General features: G+C 59.5%; 13 protein-coding genes, 1 tRNA gene and 1 pseudogene. 10 read left to right on the top strand and 5 right to left on the bottom strand.

The window, feature by feature from the left end; all coding sequences use genetic code 11:
- The first annotated feature begins 16 nt into the window (after nt 1-16).
- A complete protein-coding gene (locus tag ACE039_RS26580; RefSeq protein WP_485823789.1) occupies nt 17-2,122 on the top strand; it encodes an acetate--CoA ligase family protein in 2,106 nt (701 codons plus the stop codon).
- Nucleotides 2,123-2,401: 279 nt separating this feature from the next.
- Here the strand turns inward: ACE039_RS26580 and htpG are convergent, their stop codons facing one another.
- Together htpG and ACE039_RS26570 are read right to left on the bottom strand one after the other, a co-directional pair.
- Entirely contained in the window at nt 2,402-4,300 is a 1,899-nt protein-coding gene (gene htpG / locus ACE039_RS26575) for a molecular chaperone HtpG (RefSeq protein ID WP_310032117.1), read from the bottom strand.
- A gap of 121 nt (nt 4,301-4,421) precedes the next feature.
- On the bottom strand, nt 4,422-5,759 hold the full coding sequence (locus ACE039_RS26570) for a DKNYY domain-containing protein (protein ID WP_485823788.1): 1,338 nt from the start codon (nt 5,757-5,759) through the stop codon (nt 4,422-4,424).
- Between the two features lie 254 nt (nt 5,760-6,013).
- On the opposite strand from ACE039_RS26570, the gene ACE039_RS26565 reads away from it, so the two are divergent.
- The 4 genes from ACE039_RS26565 to repC all read left to right on the top strand — a co-directional run bounded on the left by ACE039_RS26565 (nt 6,014) and on the right by repC (nt 9,037).
- Nucleotides 6,014-7,402, top strand: a complete 1,389-nt coding sequence (locus ACE039_RS26565; protein ID WP_485823787.1) for a uracil-xanthine permease family protein — start codon at nt 6,014-6,016, stop codon at nt 7,400-7,402.
- A 164-nt stretch (nt 7,403-7,566) separates the two neighbouring features.
- Nucleotides 7,567-7,651, top strand: a tRNA-Leu gene (locus ACE039_RS26560).
- 298 nt (nt 7,652-7,949) lie between these two features.
- The gene (locus ACE039_RS26555) at nt 7,950-8,174 is read left to right on the top strand and encodes a helix-turn-helix transcriptional regulator (protein WP_485823786.1); all 225 of its coding nucleotides are present in this window, start codon (nt 7,950-7,952) and stop codon (nt 8,172-8,174) included.
- The gene (gene repC / locus ACE039_RS26550) at nt 8,171-9,037 is read left to right on the top strand and encodes a replication protein C, IncQ-type (RefSeq protein WP_485823785.1); all 867 of its coding nucleotides are present in this window, start codon (nt 8,171-8,173) and stop codon (nt 9,035-9,037) included. The genes ACE039_RS26555 and repC overlap by 4 nt, the downstream gene beginning before the upstream one ends.
- Before the next feature lie 813 nt (nt 9,038-9,850).
- Here repC and ACE039_RS26545 read toward each other — a convergent pair.
- On the bottom strand, nt 9,851-10,138 hold the full coding sequence (locus ACE039_RS26545; protein WP_485823784.1) for a helix-turn-helix domain-containing protein: 288 nt from the start codon (nt 10,136-10,138) through the stop codon (nt 9,851-9,853).
- 125 nt (nt 10,139-10,263) lie between these two features.
- On the opposite strand from ACE039_RS26545, the gene ACE039_RS26540 reads away from it, so the two are divergent.
- From ACE039_RS26540 to ACE039_RS26530, 3 genes are all read left to right on the top strand, one after another.
- On the top strand, nt 10,264-10,707 hold the full coding sequence (locus ACE039_RS26540) for a hypothetical protein (RefSeq protein WP_485823783.1): 444 nt from the start codon (nt 10,264-10,266) through the stop codon (nt 10,705-10,707).
- Nucleotides 10,708-12,053: 1,346 nt separating this feature from the next.
- The gene (locus tag ACE039_RS26535) at nt 12,054-13,316 is read left to right on the top strand and encodes an HNH endonuclease (protein ID WP_485823782.1); all 1,263 of its coding nucleotides are present in this window, start codon (nt 12,054-12,056) and stop codon (nt 13,314-13,316) included.
- Nucleotides 13,317-13,349: 33 nt separating this feature from the next.
- Nucleotides 13,350-14,513 (top strand): hypothetical protein, encoded by a 1,164-nt coding sequence (locus ACE039_RS26530; RefSeq protein ID WP_485823781.1) that lies wholly within the window; start codon nt 13,350-13,352, stop codon nt 14,511-14,513.
- 121 nt (nt 14,514-14,634) lie between these two features.
- On the opposite strand, the pseudogene ACE039_RS26525 reads toward ACE039_RS26530, so the two are convergent.
- A pseudogene (locus ACE039_RS26525) lies at nt 14,635-15,171 on the bottom strand (tyrosine-type recombinase/integrase).
- A gap of 356 nt (nt 15,172-15,527) precedes the next feature.
- Between ACE039_RS26525 and ACE039_RS26520 the strand changes: the two are divergent.
- On the top strand, nt 15,528-16,064 hold the full coding sequence (locus ACE039_RS26520; protein ID WP_485823780.1) for a hypothetical protein: 537 nt from the start codon (nt 15,528-15,530) through the stop codon (nt 16,062-16,064).
- A gap of 186 nt (nt 16,065-16,250) precedes the next feature.
- Entirely contained in the window at nt 16,251-16,997 is a 747-nt protein-coding gene (locus tag ACE039_RS26515) for a hypothetical protein (RefSeq protein ID WP_485823779.1), read from the top strand.
- A 458-nt stretch (nt 16,998-17,455) separates the two neighbouring features.
- Here ACE039_RS26515 and ACE039_RS26510 read toward each other — a convergent pair whose 3' ends face one another.
- Nucleotides 17,456-19,750, bottom strand: a complete 2,295-nt coding sequence (locus ACE039_RS26510) for an AAA family ATPase (protein WP_485823778.1) — start codon at nt 19,748-19,750, stop codon at nt 17,456-17,458.
- Between the last annotated feature and the right edge of the window lie 315 nt (nt 19,751-20,065).

The raw sequence follows: 20,065 nt of genomic DNA, 5'->3' as shown, positions 1-20,065 counted from the left end.
CTTCTTCGCACAGACCATGACCCAGCATTCCGATTCCTCGTTGACCCGCCTGTTCAACCCCGGCAGCATCGCCATCGTGGGTGCATCCGCCACGCCCGGCAAGATCGGCGCCATGCCGGTCACCCTGCTGCGCCAGCATGGCTACGACGGCCGCATCCTGCCCATCAACCCCCGCGCGGAATCCATCCAGGGCCTGCCCGCCGCGCCTGACCTGGCCGCCCTGGACACCGAGGCCGATCTGGTCATCCTGGCCGTGCCGGCGGCGCGCGCCGCGCAGGCGCTGGAACGGGCGCGTCCGGGCCAGGTTGGCGGCGCGGTGGTGTTCACGTCGGGCTTCTCGGAAATCGGCGCCTCCGGCGCCGCCATGCAAGAGCAACTGTGTGCCATCGCCCGCGAACGCGGCATCCGGTTGCTGGGGCCCAACTGTCTGGGGTTCATGAACATCCGGCGCAACCTCTACGCCACGTTCTCGCCCGCCCCCGCCAACGGCACCGTGGCCGCGGGTGGCATCGGCATGGTGTCGCAAAGCGGCGCGTTCGGCGCCTATGCCTATTGCATGGCGCGCGACCGCGGCTTAGGGCTGTCGCACTGGATCAGCACCGGCAACGAGGCCGATATCGACGTGGCGGACTGCATCGAATGGCTGGCCCGCGATGACGACACGCGAGTCATCATGACGTACATGGAAGGCTGCCGCGACGGCGACAAGCTGCGCCGCGCCCTATCCGCCGCGCGCGACGCCGGCAAGCCCGTCGTCGTCACCAAGATCGGCCGCACCCAGGCCGGCGCGCAGGCCGCCGCCTCGCACACCGCCGCCCTGGCGGGCGACGACGCCGTCTATGACGCCCTGTTCCGCCAATACGGCGCGGTACGCGCCCGCACCATCGAAGAATTCTTCAACCTGGGCTACGCGCTGGACACCTGGAAGCAACGGCCCCAAGGCAAGCGCCTGGGCATCTTCACGATCTCGGGCGGCGTCGGGGCGCTGATGGCGGACGACGCCGAAGACGCCGGCCTGTCGCTGCCCGAGCCCGCCGCGGATGCCCAAGCCAGACTGCTGGAAAAAGTACCCTTCGCCAGCGGCCGCAACCCTGTCGATGTCACGGGCCAGGTCGTCTCCGAACCGGGGCTGCTGTTGGCCACCGCCGAAGACATGCTGGCCGACGGCCGCTACGACGCCCTGGCGGTGTTCCTGGCCGCGGCGGGCTCGTCCAACGCGCTTTGGCCTACCTTCGAAACCTTTGCCCGGGAAATGCGCGCCCGCCGGCCGGACGTGCCGCTGGCCATCAGCGCGCTGTTCCCACCCGACCGCCGCCGCGAACTCGAACGCCTGGGCACGCTGGTTTTCACCGACCCAAGCGCTGCGATCCGGACGATCGGCGCGGTAGCGAGCCTGGCGGATCAGGCAGACGCCGAACCGGATCAAGCCATCCCGGTTGCGGACGCCACCGCGCCGCGGCTGGCTTCCTACAACGAAGTGCAGGCAATGGACGTGCTGCGCCAGGCCGGCCTGCCCGTGCCCGACTGCACGCTGGCCAAGGACGCCGACGCCGCCGTGCGCGCCGCCGTCCGGCTTGGCGTCCCGGTCGTGATGAAAGTCGTGTCGCCCGACATCCTGCACAAGAGTGATGTCGGCGGCGTGAAGCTGGCCTTGTCCGGCGACGACGCGGTGCGCGGCGCTTACGCCGCCATCCTGGACAGCGTCCGCACGCATCGCCCCGACGCACGCATCGATGGCGTGCTGGTCGCGCCGATGGCGCAACAAGGCGTGGAGTGCATCGCGGGCGTGCATTGCGACCCCGTGTTCGGACCGGTCGTCATGTTCGGATTAGGCGGTGTCTTCGTGGAAGTACTGAAAGACGTCAGCTTCCGCCTGGCGCCCTTCGGCCGCCAGCAGGCGCTATCGATGATCCGCGAAATCAAGGGCTATGCACTGCTGCAAGGCGCGCGCGGCACGCCGCCCTGCGATATCGATGCGCTGGCCGACGCGCTGGTCGCGCTGTCCCGCTTCGCCTATTCGCGACGCCACGACTTCAGCTCGGCCGAGATCAACCCATTGCTGGCCTTGCCCGTGGGCCAAGGCGCGCTGGCCCTGGACGCGGTGCTTATTCCCACCGTTTAGCGTGTTTGCGGGCGTTCGATGTGATCCACCGGCCCAGGCGTTCGATCAGCGTGCGTTCTGTGCCGGCGGCGACTTGTTCCAGCAGCGATGATTGCACCTGAGCCAATGCTTCAGGTTTATGGCCCCTTCGAGGACAAAGGCCGCTATTTATTACCGATCGGGAATTTTTGGCAGTCTGACGATCAGTTTTAGGAAAAAAGTACCGAGCGGTAATGTTGGCATCGCGGCAACAAAAAAAGGGCACCTCCCAGGTGCCCTTTTCTTCACCACGCGTACCGCTTACTTCAGCAGCAGCGCGTTCAACCGTTTCACGAAAGCCGCCGGATCCGCGATCTGCGCGCCTTCGGCCAGCAGGGCCTGGTCCAGCAGCAGACGTGCCCATTGGTCGAACTCGCCGTCTTCCGCCGCGCGAATGCGCGCCAGCAGCGGGTGTTCCGGGTTGATTTCAAGCACCGGCTTCACGTTCGGCGCTTCCTGGCCGGCGGCCTTCAGCATACGCAGCAGGTGCGGGCTGAGTTCATTCTGGCCCACCACCACGCACGCCGGCGAATCCACCAGACGCAAGGTCACGCGCACTTCCTTGACCTGATCTTCCAGCGTCTTCTGCAGACGCTCGACCAAAGGCTTGAAGTCCTCGGCCACTTCGGCCTGGTGCTTCTTTTCTTCTTCGTCGGCCAGCTCGGCCAGGTCCAGGCCGCCCTTGGCGACCGACACCAGCGACTTGCCATCGAATTCGCGCAGGTAGGACAGCATCCATTCGTCCACGCGGTCCGACAGCAGCAGCACTTCGATGCCCTTCTTGCGGAAGATCTCCAGATGCGGGCTGTTGCTGGCCGCGGCGAACGTATCCGCCGTCACGTAGTAGATCTTGTCCTGGCCTTCCTTCATGCGCGACACGTAGTCGGCGAACGACACCGTCTGCGCCTGATCGCCCGAATGCGTGGACGCAAAACGCATCAGCTTGGCGATACGTTCCAGGTTGGCCGAGTCTTCGCCCGCGCCTTCCTTCAGCACCTGGCCGAATTCCGACCAGAACGTGGCGTAGTCTTCCGCCTTGTTTTCGGCCAGGTCTTCCAGCAACGACAGGATGCGCTTGGCCGACCCTTCGCGGATCGCGCGCACGTCACGGCTTTCCTGCAGGATTTCACGCGACACGTTCAGCGGCAGGTCGGCGGAATCAATCACGCCGCGCACAAAGCGCAGGTACGACGGCAACAGTTGGTCGGCGTCGTCCATGATGAAAACACGCTTCACGTACAGCTTCACGCCATGGCGGCCGTCGCGGTCCCACATGTCCATCGGGGCATGCTTCGGCACATACAGCAGCTGCGTATATTCGCTGCGGCCTTCCACGCGGTTGTGCGTCCAGGCCAACGGATCGTCGTAGTCGTGCGACACCGTCTTGTAGAACTCGCGGTACTGCTCTTCCGTCACGTCCGACTTGCTGCGGGCCCACAGCGCGTTCGCCTGGTTCACCGTTTCCAGTTCGTCGGTCTTGACCTGTTCGCCCTTCTCTTGATCCCACTCTTCCTTGGCCATGCGGATCGGCAAGGAGATGTGGTCGGAATAGCGGCGCAGAATCTCGCGCAGCTTCCAGCCGTTCAGCAATTCGTCTTCATCGGCGCGCAGGTGCAGCGTCACGTCGGTGCCGCGCGTGGATTTCTCGGCGGCGGCAATCGTGAATTCGCCCTGGCCGTCCGATTCCCACTGGATTGCGTCCGTGGCGCCAGCGCGGCGGCTGACCACCGTGACCTTGTCGGCCACGATGAACGACGAATAGAAGCCCACGCCAAACTGGCCGATCAGCTGCGCGTCCTTCTGCTTGTCGCCCGTCAGCTGGGAAAAGAACTCCCGCGTGCCGGAACGCGCGATCGTGCCCAGGTTGGCCACGGCCTCGTCTCGCGACAGGCCGATGCCGTTGTCCGAAATCGTGATCGTGCGAGCGGCCTTGTCATAGCTGACCGTGATAGCCAGTTCGCCATTGCCTTCCAGCAGCTCGGGCTGGTCAATGGCTTCAAAGCGCAGCTTGTCGCAAGCGTCCGATGCGTTCGACACCAGCTCGCGCAGGAAAATTTCCTTGTTGCTGTACAGCGAATGGATCATCAGGTGCAGCAGCTGCTTCACCTCGGCCTGGAACCCCAGGGTTTCGGACGTGGAAGACGTGGCGGTTTGGCTCATAGTTTTACGTGAAGGTCGAAAAAATTAGGGACAAATAACGGGGCATCCCGGGGCGGCAACCGCGCCTGGCATCCCGGAGACCCTACTGATGTGGGGGCTATCAGGCACTTTTCAAGACGGGTCAAAACCAGGACAGGCCCCCCCGATACCGGACCTTCGCTTCAAGCACCTCGTCGCTGGCCGGCGCCACCAGCTTTCCCCCCCGGATCAGCTTGCGGATATCGTCCATCCGGATCTCCAGGGTCTGCTGCGACCGCAGCAGGAAATCCGCCGTTTCGCGGTCCATGATCTGGTAAATGGGGCTGAAGACCAGTTGGCTGCTGCCCGTCTGATCCAGGTAATACCGCTGGTCGCCGTTTTGCCAGACCGAACCGAACTGGTGATACACGTCGCCCAGTTTTTTCCATTCGCCGCTCGGTGCGTCCTTCATGCGCTTGATCAGCGTCGAGCGGGAAACCAGCCCGCCGCCGCCTCGGGACGAGCCCCAAGATTCCGCCCCCTTCAAAAACAGCACCTGCTTGCCGTCCCAGAACACGAAAGGCGACAGCGCGGTAAAGCCGCCGGAGGCGAACGGGTCGTCGCCGGCCCGCTCCATCCGCCGTTTTTCATTGTTATAGAAGTAAATACCGTCCCGGCCGGTGAACAGCGCCTGCTTCAGATGCTGGCCGTGCTCGCTAAGCAGCCGATACGGCGCATGCGCCGCATCAAAGCTCTGCGTGCCCACGTACACCATGCCGTCGCTCGGATCATAGAGATAGGGCTGGCGATCCAGGTCCCCCACCCCGAACGCGCGAAGCCCCGGATCGTCCGACACAGGCAGCAACGCCTCGTGGAAATAGACGCGGCGCCCATCGGCGAAGAAATCATCGCTTAGCCGTTCCCCACCGTCACGGGACTGGGGCAACCGCCGCATCGTGCCCGCATTCGCCTGCGGCAATTCGTTGCCACGGTAGAACACCTTGGTGCCGTTAGTGGCCAGATCGCGGTCCAACACGGGCCGGTACGGCTGCGTGCTGGCAGGCAGCGCGGTAAAGGGATACAGGTAGTTCTGCGGCTTGGCGCCGCGCCCCATCCCGAAGAGGACCGTCTGCCAGACCTCTTTCACGGCGCCCAGCTCGTCGTTCACCACCGAGAAGAGCGAGCAGTAATAGGTCGTTGACCCATCGCTGAAATAGCTGTTGCCCAGGTACTGCGTGGACGCCGGCTTCATGCCGGGCAATATCCGGTTGCCGCAATACACATTGCGGGCGTCTTTCCCCGCCTGGCGTCCATCGAAGACCGGCGTATCGAACTGCTGAAAACTCGCCGGGTCCGCCTCGTCCACCGGGTAATAGCCGTTGCTGGGGACGGCGGCGTAAATAACGCCCTGGTAGCGCTTATAGATACTGGACCGATAGGCCTCGCCTTTATCGGCCGCCGCGTAGGGATCACCGTCCAGCACGAATAGCAGCAGGGACATCGGTAAACCCGCGATGACCAAGGCCAGGACAATTCCGATCCATCTAGTGCGTTTCTGCATCACGGTTTCTGCATCGCAATCGGGCCCGGCGGGTGCCCGGCGGCATGAGGTGGGCGGCATAAGGTTGGCGGCACAGATTCTATCAAGCAGGCGTGCCCCGGGGCTCCCGCGCGAGCGTTACCCGGGCGGACCCGGGGCTTCCCCGCTAAAATCCCGCACTTTCCCTCCTACCCCCACCTGCCCGGCCCCCCGCCATGCAACCCGCCTCCCTCTCCCAACCCGCCCCCCATAGCGCCGCCGACGACGCGCCCAGCCATGACCTGGTCTACGGCCCCGACGATCGCCCCGCGCCTCCCGTCGCCTTCGTCGCCGCGCTGCAACACCTGCTGGCCATCCTGGTTCCCATCGTCACCCCCGGCCTCTTGATCTGCCAGGCGCTTGGCGTCAGCTCCCGCGACACGACGCTGATCGTGTCCATGTCGCTGGTCATCTCGGGCATCGCCACCTACGTGCAATGCAAGCGCTTCGGCCCCCTGGGCGCGGGGCTGCTCATCGTGCAGGGCACCAGCTTCAACTTCGTCGGACCGTTGATCGCGGGCGGCTCGGTCATGGTCAAGCAAGGCACGCCGGTCGAAGCCGTCATGGCCGCGATCTTCGGCGTCGTCATCGCCGGCTCGTTCGTCGAAATGGGCATCAGCCGCATCCTGCCCTTCGTCAAACGCCTGATCACCCCGCTGGTCACCGGCATCGTCGTGCTGCTGATCGGCCTGACGCTGATCAAGGTCGGCCTGATCAGCATGGGCGGCGGCTTCGGCGCCATGGCCAACGGCACCTTCGCCAGCGCGGAAAACCTGACCCTGTCCGGCCTGGTCCTGGGCACCATCATCCTGCTGAACCGCGTGCCGGTCGTCTGGATCCGCAGCACCGCCCTGGTCCTGGCGCTGGCCGTCGGCTACATCGCCGCCGCCGCCATGGGCCGCCTGGACTTCACCGGCGCCCGCGAAGCCGCCCTCTTCCAGATCCCCGTGCCGCTGCACTTCGGCCTGGGCTTCTCGTGGGCGCTGTTCGTGCCGATGCTGATCATCTACCTGGTCACGTCCCTGGAAGCCATCGGCGACGTCACCGCCACCAGCAAAGTGTCCAAGCAGCCCGTCGAAGGCCCGCTGTGGATGCAGCGCATCAAGGGCGGCGTCCTGGTCAACGGCGCGAACTCGCTTCTGGCCGGCGTCTTCAACACCTTCCCCAGCTCGGTCTTCGCGCAAAACAACGGCGTGATCCAGTTGACCGGCATCGCCAGCCGCCACGTCGGCGTGTGGATCGCCGGCATGCTGATCCTGCTGGGCCTGTTCCCGGGCGTGGCGGGCGTGCTGCAAGCCGTGCCGGAACCCGTCCTGGGCGGCGCCGCCATGGTCATGTTCGGCGCCGTCGCCGCGTCCGGCATCAACATCCTGGCCGGCATCCACCTGGACCGCCGCGCCCTGCTGATCATCGCCGTGTCCCTGGCCCTGGGCCTGGGCGTGTCGCAAGTGCCGGAAATCCTGTCGCACCTGCCGCATGCGGTGAAGAGCGTGCTGGAATCGGGCGTCGCCACCGGGGGCATTTGTGCCCTGGTGATGAACTGGTTCCTGCCTGAAAAGAAGTAAGTTCTGAAACGGGCCGATCGAGGTTGCCGCCTGCGGGCAGCGCCCGAATCGGCCTCGTCGGACGGCCTCGATTTCGGGCCACCTGACAATTTACGAAAGTCCGCATATAATCGCTGTCTTCGTTCTCCCGCAGCCGTCATCTGGACGTGTTCGCGACCCCCCTTGCCCGGGTGGTGAAATTGGTAGACGCAGGGGACTCAAAATCCCCCGCCGCAAGGCGTGCCGGTTCGATTCCGGCCCCGGGCACCATTATCAAGAAAACCGTTAAGATACAACGCTTTAACGCTTTTTCAATCGCCGACTATTTGCATAGTCTTGCAAAGTCGATTTGCCGGCGGTGACAGTCCTGTGCACAGTTTCGAGCATAATTGCCTCACATACAGTGCCACGCATCCCACACTAGTGTTTCTATACTCCCTCGGACGTCATCGGACTAAACGATGACACACCGGACGGTCGAGAGAAGTTCCCCGCTCGCGGCCAGAGGAAATACTTGCTTCGATTGAGGACACATTTGCCGGACAACCTACGGGGTTGAGACTGTGCGATGTCCTTTACCACCAAATCCGTCACCGCATCCAACACTGCGGAGTCCTTCCTGCGCTTGGGCGATGTTCTTCGCAGGATTCCTGTTTCGCGAGCCACCTGGTACGCGGGAGTGAAGTCCGGGCGGTACCCCGCCCAGGTAAAACTCGGCCCACGGGCCGCAGCCTGGCGATGCAGCGACATTGACAAGCTGGCCGCGTCGTTCACGCGCGAAGGCTTTGCATGAAGCAAGCCGAGACGACATATGCCAAGGTCGCGCCATGCGCAGTGCGTACCGCAGGACTCTTCTGCAAAGCATCCAGCTGCGAACCCGGTCGGGCACTCGACGTATCCAGGGAAATCGAAGGCCTGCTCTATCGCTTCACGGCCCCGATGCAACTAACCGAAAGGGAGCTGGAAGTGTTGCTGGCACTCACCGCGATTGGCTGCTCCCAAGACGGCACCTTCTACACGACGCGTCAGTTCTCTGGTCCCGACGCGACGACACGGGCCCGCAAGCAACTGGAGGCAAAAGTCGAGATTCGGACTTCGTACAGCACGCTCGCGCGCGAGTTGGGCCGCTCCACAGGTGGAGACACCTGGCCTCATATCAGCCAGGCTCTCGCACGCTTGTTTGCGGTCAGCGTGTTTGTGAAACCCGCCTCGGTCGTGAACTGGCATAGGTACAGCGCGGGGCATTTGCTCGATGCGCTGACGGCCGACGTGACCGGCGACACCATTGCGGTAAGCCTGTCACCTGTCCTCGCCTCTGCCGTGCTGGGAGGCAGGGGCGAGTTTATTCGCGTCCCAATGGAAGAGGTACGTGAGTTGCGAGCTGACAGGTCCGGCATTACGCGGCTGCTTCACTTTCATCTGCACGGGCTCCCAGCGGGTGAGACATGCCGCATCACAGAGGGCAGGCTGATGTCATTGATTTTCGGCTCTGATGCTGTTCAAGGCTCAACACTCCGAATGCGTACGAGTGCACTTCGTAAAGCGATGGTACGGCTTGGACTGCTCCCGGGATGGAAAACGAGCCGTAACGGTGCCACGCACTATGTGAGGCGGCCGAAGTCCGCGCGAAGTAGTAGACAGGTAGCTGAGCACTAAAAGATCTCGTAGCTCCGTTGACTTTCTTCGTAGCTCGATTGACGTTCTTCGTAGCTTCCTTGACGCTGCTTCGTAGGAACGCTGACAAATGCTCGTAGAAGAGTTGACGCAATATGCAAAATCGCCCAGCACCGCCGAGTACTTTTTCGATCTCCAATAATCTATATAAGCGTGGCTGGCTTCGCGGCGCCCCGCCACTGAGGACTCCGAAAGGTGCACTTTGCGCTCGTACGGACGAGCGCCCTGTCTGAACTCAATCGGCTCACTTGGCCAGCGGCCAATCCCTTTTACGTAGGCCGCCCAATGCAGCGAACTTCGACGCCAGGCTCGGTTAGGATTGGCCGGGCGGCCTACGTTTTGCTTACCAGGCCAAGGCGCATGGGCGCGCAGCGACCACGCATCACCGCCGTTTCAAGATAGAGAACTCATCCGACCAAAGCGTCGAAGCACGAACCAGGGAGAGCACGTCTTGAACCGGATGACTGCGGTTGACGCTCTGCCATCGCGATCATGTAGCCGTCGCACTACGTAAACGTGCGAAGAAACGTCGATAGATCAGAGGGGTGCGGGGCCTTAAAAAATTCGCGGGGTACCATCTAAGGAGATCAGCAAGACAAATTCTCTTTTGCCCCCCGCATTAGCAATCGCTTCGTAAGCACTCCCAAGCGTGGGCATGTGTGGCATGTCGATCAACTCGACCTTTGCTTTCTCTCTGCCACGACGAAGGATTCAAGTAGTTCTGTGGCATTTTTGATCATGCTAGGAATTGAGAGAGGTCTATGCATGGCGTCGTTGAGCTGGGAGTGTGAATGCCTATTTGCGCTCAGTTGGAGCGCGCGGAGAAGTGCCAGCTGCCTTTGGTAACGAAAGGTGGTCCAAATTACGCATGAATTCGGTATACGACACGTTCAATGCAGAACACCACATCCTCAATTCAACGACGTCTAGCCGCCTCTGGCCTCTCTCGCACTTGCTGATGAACGACTGGGTCTCCTCCAGTGCCGCCGCAAGATCTTCCTGCGTCATCTTGACGCTCTCCCTGGCGGCGAGAAGAAGCTTCAACATTTGCCCGTAGTTGTAGCTATAGATCGACTTGTCCATGTGTGTGCCAGTGCTATTGATTGGCACAAAGGTTGAAGTTCGTTTTCAAATAGTCCAAAATCGACTATTCTCAGTGGTATGTCGTGAATCAACCGTGAAAGGGAAAAGACGTGGTTAGGCATAGCATGGATCGGGCGTTGGAGGCCCTTTTGGGGCCGAAGGATCCCCCGATTCCAGCGCTCAGCGAGACCGGGTTCTGCTGGAGAAAGCAGGTTGCAGACCCAGGCGGGCTTTCCGGCGTGGGGCTTATTCAGGCGATGCTCCAAGCTGACGGGGTCGCGGCGCTGCGCCTTGGTCCATCAGGTCTGACCTATGTCGATGGCTCTGACACGTACGTGGTCGATGAGCGGCCGGCTAGCGTCCGCGTCCTGGAGGCGAACAAGGTCTTGGAACTAATGGGAGCGGACTTCGCTCAGGAACACCAGGCAACCTTCATGGAGCTGGCACATGGCTATACGTGCTTCATGGCCGGATGCAGCGCCACGGGAAGCACCAAGGGCGAGGCGTCGATTCGGGCCTGGCTGCTACACAAGGCGTCGAAGGAAAAGGCACTCCATGACCGGTCGTGATCCACAAGTTCATGAATGCCCGTTTCCCAGCGAACCGGTGGATCTCACCGTTGCTAAGCGTGTTCTAGGCGAGCTTGCCCAAGAGGATGGGGACTTAGGCGCGGCGTACTGGCACTCGGTGTTGAACCTGCTTTGCTGTGCTGGCCAGATGCACACCGAGCTCCTGGCTGCGGCGGCGAGCAGCTGTGCGGGAGAGTCAACTCGTGACCTCACCGATTGGACCTGAATACGCGACGAATGATAGTTGGCTCAACATATTCTGAAGCCCCGGGGCGAGAGATTGGGGAGAAGCCCGGCGTCCATTCCATCTTCACTGAGCCGCTCCTCAACTGGTTCGCCTTCCCCTCGACACTTGCCGCCTGACGTGTCATCAAGCGCCGGACCGTTTTTCAAGCACCACTGGTCCAAGTGAAACGCCGGCCGGCTCTCCAGCTGAATCGTTGCTATGCCTCAATTCACCCTGCTCGCCCTCGACTTAGAAGGGACTTTGATATCGAATGCGATCAGCCAAATTCCCCGTCCGGGACTTTCGAACTTCTTGATCAACTGCTGCTCGCTATTTCCTCGCATTGTCATGTACACGACCGTGCGCGAAGCCCGGTTTCGCGCAATAGCGCATTTACTCATTTCCGAAGGCGCAGCGCCAAACTGGTTTGCGGAACTCGAAGTCGTCGCTTGGTCCGGGAAGACGAAAGACCTGACTCTGATATCGGGGGCGACTCTCGAGGACTGCCTCCTCGTAGATGACTTCGAAGGGTATGTACACTGCGGGCAACGCGAACAATGGGTGAAGGTCGCCTGTTTTGGCCCCCCTACGTTAAGTCGGACCGGGAGCTTGAGAACACTCTTCGCGAGTTGAGACAACGGATCAACCGCATTGATCCTTGCATGGCAGCTCCAGGTGCGTAACTTTTCAGCGAGTGGCCTGTAGCCGAACTGTGCTAAGTGGCACGGTGTATGCGTCGGTCATCCTCCAGGTAGGTAACCCACCAGCCGTGAAGATGTACCTCAGTGAGGTTCCGACCCGCAACCCCACAATGGGTGGTGGCGTTGGTGGTATCCGAGGAGGTGCGTCGTGGAACAAAGTTCTGTTTTCAACACAATCGCAGCCAGGCCTTAAGGGTGCCCAAAGCCGCAGCACTTCCCGAGAATGTGAAACGGGTTGATATCCTTGCGGGAGGCCAAGCCAGGGTCTTAACGCCTGCCTGCGAATGCTCAGATAAGATTCCGCGAATCTTGCATGTCAACTATCGACAACGTGCTGGCCTGGCAACACCCATTCCGGTGGGCAGCCGGCCCGGGCGTGAATGCGGCCGCCCATTTTCCTTGAGCCACCACTAAACCCCATGAGCAAATACGCACCATTAGGTGACCATCTCCGTAAAGCGACCGGCAACGAACTCATGCTGACATTTGACCAGGTCGAGGAGATCATCGGCACCAATTTACCGCCGTCCGCGTCGAAGCACGACGAGTGGTGGCAGAACTCCACGCCCGGGAGTGATTCTCACGTCCAGGCCCTCGCTTGGATGACGACCGGCTGGCGCAAGTCGCGTGTCGATCGCTCCGCCCGCTACGTGACGTTCAGTCGCGCCGGGAGCAACCCCGACGCAGAGGCATTGGAGAATCTGGCGCCGCATCGCAAAGAGGTCATCTACGACATCTTGCAGCGAGCCAACATTTCGGTCGAAGACTGGCACTGGACAAAAAACGACACCGAGGTCAAAGACTTCCGTTCAAACCCCCAGTTTTGTTACAACTGGTCGTTCGGCTCCCGGGCTGAAGGCTACGTTTTGTGCTTGTGGCACGGAACGCTCCAAGCAGCCGGTGGCATCCCCCACTTCTCCGAATCAGTGCTTGACACGGCAAGCGAGTTGCGGCGAATCGCGAATGATCCTAAGCGAAGTACCTCAGCGCGATCGCGGGCCTTTGATCAATCGATTCGCGCCCTAAATCTCGACGCAGCCATACGCGAGTCGTACGAACAAGGATTGCCAGTTGGCGTCATCGTATGCGACGGCGACCGTCGTTCGCGCAACGAACTCGCCGAAAGAGCTTCGGCGGTGAGCCGGCGCATCCTAGATAGCGAGCCTTGGTATGTGCACCGCCACGATCCTGTGTCGGGCGAGTGCAAGATAGTTCGTGGCGTGAAACCGGACCTCGACCTCACGCAGGCGAACAGTGATACCGAGGATAGGGACGGCACCGAGGACGCCATCCAACAGCGCGCCATTAAGACTCGACGTGGCCAGAAAGACTTCCGTGACCGCCTGCTTACAGCATACCGCCGCCGGTGCGCCGTTACCGGCTCCATGGTCGATGCAATTCTGGAGGCGGCGCACATCGTTCCGCACGCTGAGAAGACAGATTACCTGACGCGCAATGGGATCCTACTCCGCGCCGATATTCACACACTGTTTGACCTGGACTTACTGGCGGTCGACAGCCGCTACCGCGTCAGAATCTCGAAGGTGCTTTGGCACTCTGAGTACAAAGACTACGATGGCAAGATCTTGAAAGTCCTACCAGATCGGTCTGAGGACCAGCCGTCGGCGAATGCACTTGAGCAGCGCTTACGAGCCTTTGACGCCGAGGAAGCGAAACGCTAACGTTAGACCCCTCTGAATTCCCACTGAGGCCACATGAACGTAGCATTTCTCTTCAATTCAGATCATCCAGCCTTAGGAAGCTACTACGGCGGCCCCGTGTTGGAGTTGATTTTAGGTGCGAATGTTCTACAAGCGGAGTCGCGCTCGATGCGAGTTTCCGTGGGTGACGTTCTCACTTACAGGCTGGCGTCTCAAAGCAAAGATTCAACTTACGCCGCTCTCGACAAACTGTGTCGCGCTGTGTATGTGCCCGTCTCATTCGACCAGCTCAATAAGCCCAAACTAGAGGCGACGTACACGACTGCGACTGTCTATTGCTGGCTATTTCAGAATATGACGCAGGCTGCCGCGGAGAAGCTAAACCATGAATTGCGGTTTGCTGACTTTTACTTAGGCTGCATGGACGTTATTTTCTCTAGCCGGCTTCATCTCCAGCTTTTTCGGAATAGCTTGATCGAGAAGTTCAGGATCACGGGCACGAAGTGCGCCATGTTCTATGACATGGGGCATAACGAAGACCCCGACGTTTGCGTCAAGGAGGCATTCGAGCGAGCGGGTTTTGAAGTTGAGTACGAGGACCAAGGTGCTCGTCGGTCGATCTTCGACAATTATGATTCTCTGGAGCATTTCAAGCGCGTAGAGTCATTTCACACTTTCTGCTCAAGGCTGCCTGCTTTAAGCGATGATGATGCTTCGGCAATTACACACAGCCTAGAAGAGCTCCATCCAAAACTGTTTGATGCATTAGCAGCAGCAGCGAGAACACTGGACCGAGCTGAAACCGAAGAGGACTATGCTCAAGCGGCTGTTTCAGGTAGGCGGCTGCTCGAACGGACCGCAGACGCTCTGTTTCCTCCCCAAGAGGCTGAGTGGAAGGGGCGGAAGGTCGGCCCCGCTCAGTACAAAAATCGTCTTTGCGCATACATAGAGAATGCGCTTGTTAGCACTGATGCACCAACTGGCCGCCTGGAGGTTCTTGGAAAGGAGGCAAACCGTCTCATCGAGCTATTCAACTCAGGGCTGCACGCTAGTCCAACTCGAGAAAAAGTCGAGCTAGCGTTTCGCGACCTCGTTATCTGGCTTTCTTCTGTTATTGATATAAACCCATCGATGGCCCGAGACCCATATCAGCCTTACGGCTTAGCAATAGACTCGTTCATGCGAAAAATCCTCAATGAGATTGACGACGGCGTCTAACAATCCCTTCAGGACGATGCCATTTCGTGGTACGCCTTAACTTAGGCGTTGAGCGTCCATTTCCCTTGGTCGCCACTGACTGGTGTTGGCCAGCAAGCGACCGTTCGCCGGCCGGCATGCATCAAATCTCGGTTTGCTCTGCCACCTCAAGAGCATCGTCGAGCTCGATGCCGAGATAGCGAACCGTGCTTTCCAGCTTCGTATGCCCCAGCAGCAGCTGTACCGCCCGAAGACTCTTCGTCCGGCGGTAGATCAGCGAGGCTTTTGTTCGGCGCGTAGTCTGGGTGCCATATGCGGGATCGTCGAGGCGAATCGATGCGATCCAGCGATGCACAATCCGGGCGTACGCCGCGGCGGCAGATGCGGCGGCGTATGCAACCGGCTCGGAAACAAAAAATCCGCCGCCTTTAACTCCCGCGCCTCGATCCATGCCTCAAGGTTCTCACGGGTTTGCTCCGTGATATCAAATTGGACCGGACGCTGGGTCTTTTTGTTGCATGACGGTGGATCTCGCGGCCACATGGCTTCCGTGACGGACGTCCTGCACCTGCAATCGCGTAAGATTGCACGGTTGAAGCTTGCTATCGGTTGCGGGATTGAAAATCGCAAGTTCCCGGATGTTCGATGCCATCTGAGGTCTCCTTTGGATTGCCCAAATTTCTCGGAGCTTTAGCGGCGGCTTCTGTCCGGTGAGTTAGCCCTTGTTCGATGGAACACGACGACCAACGGTGACATTTTGGGATGTCATGACAATCTCCTTCAAGTAAAGGGAGATTCAGAGTGCTCCTGCGGAGGGTTGCTATTCGACCAAAGCGACATCGCTCGTACCTGCACGAAACCCTTTTGGATGGCTCCTGGCAAGATCGTTGGGTCTGATTAAACGCCAGCTTATCGTGGCCGAAATTACCGACTATAAGATCGTGTCGTATCAGACATCTAGTCCATACAGTACGCTATGGATAAGTGGCATAATCGGACGAGCGAGGGCTGACTACTAAGTGGTTGGAGTTGAATATGAGAGATCCGGACATCTCACTTACGTCCAAAGAGCACACACTGTTCTTAAAGATCCGTTTCGATTGGCGGAACCACGAGGATCTGCGGGGCTCGCTTGCGCCTATGGAGGCTCTCGCGTCGAGCATTCTGAAGCGCGGCGTGGTTCCTGAAGTGCGAATTGCCTATTTTACTGATCCGGAATTCAACGTCGGAGGTAGAGGAAAGTCCCGCCAAGACATCTTCGATAGGAACGGCACATCTGGTGATGACATACTGAGACATCCGCACTTTCTCAAACACTTAGAATATTTTGTTTGTGGCCCTGACTTGCCTGCCGAAGCTATTGAGAAATTTAAGCGCGAGGCCTCCGGAGGCCGCTTCAGCGGAAGCGACGTTATCGATCTAACCCCGTACGCACGGTCATGTGTTCGTCAGAACCACCTGGAGCCGCATCACGCGGCAGATGAGTTTTTCAAGCTGGCAGTGGAATGTGGAGCAATGCCAGGGTTTGCCGAGAACCTTCGCAAGTCTATTCGTGCCATTAAACTGCGCTAGATTAGGCCCCGATAATTCATTTAAGTAGACACCGCTTCGCAGCGCGGCATAGTTCAGGCGTTAGCCTTCTTAACGAGACTATTGTAAAATGTTTCTGGGCGATGATGTAAGGGAAAACATGCTCCGCGAGGAGAGTATTTGTGGGGTTCGAATCCCCACCGCCAAAGGTCATTCGAGGAGTGACCTTTGGCGGTGACAATTCCAGCTAGAGCGCCTAGCAAGTTGTATATAAATCATGTAGCAAATCTCCGTGAGCTAGAGCGTGCGATAGTTCAGACAGCAAGACTTGCCAAAGCGGAGATTGCCGGTTGTGACCCTCAGCAGAGCCTTCGCTCATTGCTGCGCCTTTACTCCTTTCTGCTGGGCGCGTGGGCAGAGTGCCGGCTTCGAAAACTGTTGCATGAGCAGTACGGATTTACCGACGGCGAACGTGACCAAGTTTTAGCTGCGGACACCCAGCTGGGACAATGGCAGCGCACAGTTGACCTGGCATTTCGCAAGCATCACAAGATTCCTAAGGCAAACCTAGATGCTCGCGTCCTTGGCGTCTCCCATGCCGCTCGCCGTGAGTCACTCCACAGCGTTCTATTGGGCGAGCTAAGAATCATCATCGAAATCCGTAACAAGCTCGCTCACGGCCAATGGGTATATCCATTCAACAATGAAGGAACCAAGGTCGAGAGCGATAAATACCAACTGATTAATAAAGAAAACCTACAATCACTTCAATTCAAGTACGCGATGCTGGGTCACCTTGCAGACGCAGTCCACGACTTGGTAGTGAGCCCAATGACTTTTCAGCGTGACTTCGACAGGCATTTCAAGCGGCTTGAGCAAGTTCGAATAAATCTTTCCGTCAAGAGCTACGAGAACTACGAGAGATTGTTGGTGGAAAGTCGAAGGAGGCACAGGGCATCACGGGAAGAAGCCTAATTCACTCAAACCGACACCGTTTCGCGCCACGGTTTAGCTCAGGTGTTCGATGTCCACTTCTGGCCGATTCTGGTGAAAACGCCTTCCGGCGGCGCTCGACCACGTCTTGAGGAGTGCTGCACCCCTTTGCCCGGCATGAGATCGTTGATTTGGTGCCGATCTGAACGGTCGTTTTTTTAATCTCGTTGCGATGGCGCGAGGAGATCGGGTTTTTCAACAGAATCGGCCGGAAGCCGCCGGCGGGAAAGGGCCGCTTCAAGCCCTTGATGATCGGTTGGCTAATCGCAAGAGCGGACCGTTTTCGGTTCCGGATTTCGAACAACCCTACTAAAAATTTGGAGCGGGGAGTTCGGCAAATGAGCTAGGCCGGGCGGTTAAGCAAGGAGAGAAAACGTCCTCATTCGCTGAATGTCCACATCCTATGGGTTCGTAGCTTTCGGCTACTGCTTGCGGTGCGCCTACCTTCTGGCGAACGCTAGTGTGCGCCGGGCGAAGTTAACTAGCGCCAAGTCATTAATGACCTGCGTTGCCCAAGCCGGGTTGCTGTCGTGGTGGAACAAATTGGCATAGTCCAACAGCGCCCGAAGCTCCGCTATGTCGGCCTGTCCCAGAATCTGTGCGGGCGTGTTTACCCTCTGCTCGCAAATGCCGAGGAATGGCCCGAGCAGCGCACCCGGCGGGAATGTGGCGGGGTAAGCAACACGTGAAAATGCTTCCAAAATGGGACGCAGGGCAGCCGCCACCTGGCGTTCGACAGCCGGGTCAGCGGCTTGAAGATAGCCCGTCACGAGATCGTGACGGCGGTCATGCTCCGTGATGCAATCCTGACGGACATCCCATTGAGCGAATGATGAGCCCGCTGCCGCGCGAACAAGCCGGATGGCGGAGCGGTCTGCTACGCTCGCACCCTCCCACAGTTGGCACAGAAAGGGCTTCGAGTGCGAGAGCACGATCACCTGGGAAACGCGAGGAAGCAGGCGTCGCATCTCCTGCACTGTGGTCAATGAACGATGCTCATCTAGGCTCGTCATGGGGTCATCGATGACCACGATCTTCTGCGCGAGTTGGTCGTCCCGTTCGAGCGAGGCGAAGAAGAACGCGAGCGCAAGAGCATTGCGATCCCCGGCGCTAAGCGTGTTTCGGAACGATGGCCCTTCATCGGCAGTCTGCGGCACTGCTGCATTGTTAATTAACACGCTGTAGGTACATGCCGATCCCCCTCGTGTATTGACTGAGTCGACCTGACCAAGGCGAAAGCCGGCGTTGAAACGGCCGAGGTAATCGTTGATTACGCTCTGGTAATCCGGAAATATGTTCTGTCGGTAATCGTTTAGAGCTTCGCGTGCCTGCGCTCTTAAAGTTTCTGTGTGCGTTTTAGCCCGCTTCTCCGCCAAGTACGCGGCGCAATGCGGGGCCACGGCCGCTGAATGACGCGCCTGAGTGCTTCGCAGTCTCGCCAGTTCCGAGACCAATGTTGCCACGCTGGCCTCTGCCACGCGCTCTTTGACGAGCGCGATCTGGGCATTACAGGCCACCAGGGCGTCCGAACAGGCGGCGACGCCCCCCTTGGCTGTTTCATAGGCTGCGATGGTGGCCAGCGCGGATGCGGGCAGCAGGCTGCCTTCCAGAGGGGCGGCCTGCTTTGATTTGACAGCTTCGGCGACCGCATCGCGTGCTTGATTCCAGGCAGATATCAGTGCAGCGGTGTCGACTGCAATCTCCGGCGCTTGCAGGAACGAGCCCCAAAAGGTGCAACGTTGCTCCGCTGCTCGGACAGACCTTTCAAAGGTGAGAGCAGCAGACGCGCCGTGGGTATCGTTCAATGCCTGCACCTGCTGCGCTATTTCGCGTTTCAACCTATCGTAGGCCGCACTGAAATATGCCTGGTAATGGCGCAGTAGTGGCGAACCCGCCAAGTCCTGAGCACAAAAAGGGCAGATCTCAACCTCCAGGCCGGCAGAGGCTTTGGCGACGCTTTGCATGCCATCACCGACCCACGTTGCGCCTTCACGGCCAAGCTTGGCAAGATGAGCCTGGACGGCAGCGGCTGCGGCGGCCTCAAGATCGGGCAGAGTTTGGGCAAGAAGCGAGCTGATGGCCTGGGTGTTGAAGGTGGGTAAGCTGAACGCGATAAACGGCTCAGCCTGCCGCACGGCGTCGGCCGACTGTGCAGCAGCCAAGTTGCGCTCCGCCTCCCGGATCGCGCCGTCGATGCTGGCGTCTGCCTCCAGAGCGCAAAAGGCGTCAACTGTAAGTGCGCCGCGTGCTTCCGAAGGGATCGCATCGCTGAGCGCACGCAAGCTCCGGTTATGCTCTTCGATACGAATCACGTGCTCTTGCAGGGCGGCGTTCAACTCGACGCCTTGCGCGCCAAGAATAAGCTCGTGCAGGTTCTGTCGATGTAATGGTCCGATCTCAACGCCGGCGCAGATGTTCTGTGCTACGAAGTAATCATCGAACACAGAGGTATTCGGCAGCGTGCTGGACCATGCACCATTCTGAAAGACAAGCGGTGGGCCTGCCTGAGTAGTTAGGACTAGGTGCGGCGGGTGTTGAGACCCGAGGCGATGACGCTCGGTGACGAGTTGGGGATTGCCTGTGCTCGCCGATCGCAGGATGGAAGCGAGCGTTGTCTTCCCTCGACCATTTTCTGCATAGATCAGCGCCAAGCGCGTCAGCGGTAGCTGCCCCCCCTCGCTCGCCGAGTCAAATTGCCCAACGTTCCGAAGTAACTGGAGGCGATCAAGGCTCATGCACAGGTCTCCGGAAGCCGAATCTTGTAATTAATGTTTGCCCGTCGGGCGTGTCAAGTTAACGATTATCGACGATTCTGCTCCGAAATTCATACCACGCATCCTAAGTTCCGCCTGGAAGCAATGCCCCTTTCCATACCGGGGCCCACCGACGGCTCTTGGCCGATTCTGTTGAAAAACTCCTTCCAGTGACGCTCGACCACGTCCTTAAGAGTGCTTCACCCCTTGCCGGGGAGGAGATCGTTGATCTGGTGCCGATCTGAAGGGTCAATTTGTCGATCTCGGCGAGATGGCGCGCGAAGATCGAGTTTTTCA

This window comes from Achromobacter maghribensis, assembly GCF_057334215.1.
The sequence above is the reverse complement of the archived record's forward strand: the minus strand, read 5'-3'. Positions and strand labels throughout refer to the sequence as shown.